A 2,782-nucleotide genomic window follows, 5' to 3' on the forward strand; every position below is an offset into this window, starting at 1 on the left:
GTTCGCGGTCGGGGGCGCTCTGTACGTGGCGGCCGGGATCGTGGCGGGTCTGCCTCGCTCGGACGTGCGCCTCTCCCTGCGGGCGCTGCGTGAGTCCTCGCACCTGTTCGCGATCGGCGGGACCGCCGCGACCTTCGCGATGGCGCTCAACCTCCAGTAGTCGTTCCCGGCGCGGCGCCCCGACGAACGCCGGGGCGCCGCCGTTCGGTGGACGCACGACGTTCCGAGACATGGCACCGTCCCGCTCGCTCGATGACGTCCCGCACGCGGCGTCGATCCTTCGTGAGGTGCGCCCCGGAACGAGCCGCGCGGCCCGCCGCCTATACTCGCCGCATGGCGTTCTACCTCCCCGACCCACCGGTGTCCGGCTGGCGCGACCGACTCCTCGTCGTCCGCCGCCTTCGGGAGCTCGAACGCGAGGGGCTGAACGTGTACCGCCTGCCCGCCGACTTCTGGAGGGACGCCCGGCAGCACGGCGCGTACGTCGACGTCCTCGACGACGCCTTAGAAGTCACCCTGGCCGAATCCGGCGAGGGCGGCATTCTCGCCCACCTCGCGGCCCGCTACGAACGTCACGCGCGTCGTGATCGCCGCCGCCGCGTCCGCGTCGCTGCTCTCGCTGGTGTCACCGCCGCGCTCGCCCTCGGCGTCGTCTCTCTGCTCGTCCTGTGACGCCGACGTCGAAGTCGTGCCGTCCTGCCGACCTCATGCAGAAGCAGAGACTGCTGCGCTGCTCTCCGGGTGAGGGCAGGTGGCGGAAGGCGCCCAGGCTCGACCGGATCCTGACTGGCCCGGCAGGCGACCGCGTGGTTTCCCGTCGTCGAAGCGTCGGCGAGGGGAGGAGGACGTCTCGACGCGTACCGGACGGAGAACAGGGGCACCCGAGATGGGTGCCCCTGTTCTGACGGTCTGGGAACGATTGGAGCGGACCGGGAATCCTCGTCGTCCGCCTGCAGCCTCACTTGCTGAGCTGACCGATGATGCTGAACATCGGGAGGAACATGCCCGCGACGATCACGCCGACGATGCCGCCGAGGAACACGATCATGATCGGCTCGATCGCGGCGGTGAGCTGCTCCACCGCCTCGTCCACCTCGCGGTCGTAGAAGTCCGCGACCTTCGCGAGCATGTCGTCGAGCGAGCCCGTCTCCTCGCCGATCGCGACCATCGACACGACCATCGGCGGGAAGATCTTGCTCGTCGCGAGGCTGCCTGACATCTGCTCGCCCACCATCACCACGTTGCGGGCGTTGTCGAGCGTGTCCTCGATGATGATGTTGTTCGCGGTGCCCTTCGTGATCTCCAGGCTCTCGATGATGTTCACGCCGCTGGAGAGCAGCAGGCCGAAGGTGCGCGCGAAGGACGCGATGGCGGCGCGGCGCAGCAGCGACCCCATCACGGGCACGCGCAGCTTGAAGTCGTCGATGACGTGACGGCCCTGCTTCGTCTTGTAGTACTGCCGGAACGCGAGGCCGAGCGCGCCGATGATGAGCGCGAGCAGCCACGTCTTCGTCTTGAGGAAGTCCGCCACGGCGATCAGGACGCGCGTCAGGAGCGGCAGGGGCGCGCCGAGCTGCGTGAGGATGCCCGCGAACTGCGGCACGATGGTCGTCAGGAGGAAGTACGTGATGCCGATCGCGAAGACGAGCACGATGACCGGGTACGTCATGGAGCTCTTGATCTTGCCGCGCAGCGCGAGGTCCTTCTCCAGGAAGGAGCTGATGCGGTCGAGGATGCTGTCGAGCGTACCGGACGCCTCGCCGGCGCGCACGAGGTTGAGGTAGAGGCGGTTGAAGGTCTTGGGATACTTCGCCATCGTGTCGGAGAGCGGCTGTCCGGACTCCACGTCGACCCGCATGTCCTTGATGATCTTCTGGAAGCCCTTGTGCTCCATCTGGCGCTACATGATCGCGAGCGACTACACGAGCGGCACACCGGAGTTGATCATGGTGGACAGCTGACGCGAGAAGATCGCGACGGGTTTAAGTCCGGGAGGACGGTTGTCGAGGAAGGGAATCTTGACGTCGCCCTACAGGCCCGTCTTCGGTACCTTGATGTCGACGATGAAGAGTTCCTTGGCCCGCAGGGCGTCGCGGACCTAAGCGAGGGTATCGGCCTCGATCTAGGACTTGATGATCTTCCCGGAGCGGTCGCGCACACGGTACTCAAAGACAGGCATGATCGAATTATATTCGTATGAGCGAAGGGCTTAGTGAATTTTATGGTGCGCAGAGCATGAGTGAAGAACCCACGACCCCCGAACTCCCCGAACCTGCCCTCCAGGACGCGCGCGACGCCCTCATGGCCGGACGCTGCGTGGCCTTCCCGACCGACACCGTCTGGGGTCTCGGCGCCCACCCCTTCGATGAGAACGCCGTCGCCCGCATCTACGTCCTCAAGGGCCGACCCGCCGAGAAGGCCCTGCAGGTCCTGTGCCTGCCCCACGCCGCCGAGCGTCTGCTCGACCTCACGGGCGACGTCCGCGTCCGCTGGGAGAAGCTCGTGACGCTCTGGCCCGGCGGGCTCACCCTCGTCGCGCCCGCCAGCAGGGCCTGCCCCGAATGGCTCGTCCGGGACGGCAAGGTCGGCCTGCGCGAACCCGCGTCACCCGTCGCGCGCGCCCTCGTCGAGGCCTGCGGCGGCCTGCTCGCCGCCACGAGCCTCAACCGTTCCGGCGAACCCAGCGTCCGCACCCACGGCGAAGCGCTCGCGCTCGGCATCGCGGACCTCGTCGTGCCCGGCGAGGACACCAGCGCGCTCGCCAGCACCGTCTACGGCGTCG

2 protein-coding genes and 1 pseudogene are annotated in these 2,782 nt (G+C 67.7%); 2 read left to right on the forward strand and 1 reads right to left on the reverse strand.

Features of this window, described 5'->3' with window-relative positions; translation table 11 throughout:
- Positions 1 to 333: 333 nt before the first annotated feature.
- A complete protein-coding gene (locus tag DEIPI_RS0116820) occupies positions 334 to 672 on the forward strand; it encodes a hypothetical protein (protein ID WP_027482532.1) in 339 nt (112 codons plus the stop codon).
- 286 nt (positions 673 to 958) lie between these two features.
- Here the strand turns inward: DEIPI_RS0116820 and DEIPI_RS32045 are convergent.
- Positions 959 to 2,122: pseudogene (locus DEIPI_RS32045) on the reverse strand (type II secretion system F family protein).
- A 113-nt stretch (positions 2,123 to 2,235) separates the two neighbouring features.
- On the opposite strand from DEIPI_RS32045, the gene DEIPI_RS32050 reads away from it, so the two are divergent.
- A partial coding sequence (locus DEIPI_RS32050) for an L-threonylcarbamoyladenylate synthase (RefSeq protein ID WP_045234567.1) occupies positions 2,236 to 2,782 on the forward strand: 547 nt, incomplete at its 3' end.

The organism is Deinococcus pimensis DSM 21231 (assembly GCF_000519345.1).
Lineage (GTDB): Bacteria > Deinococcota > Deinococci > Deinococcales > Deinococcaceae > Deinococcus_A > Deinococcus_A pimensis.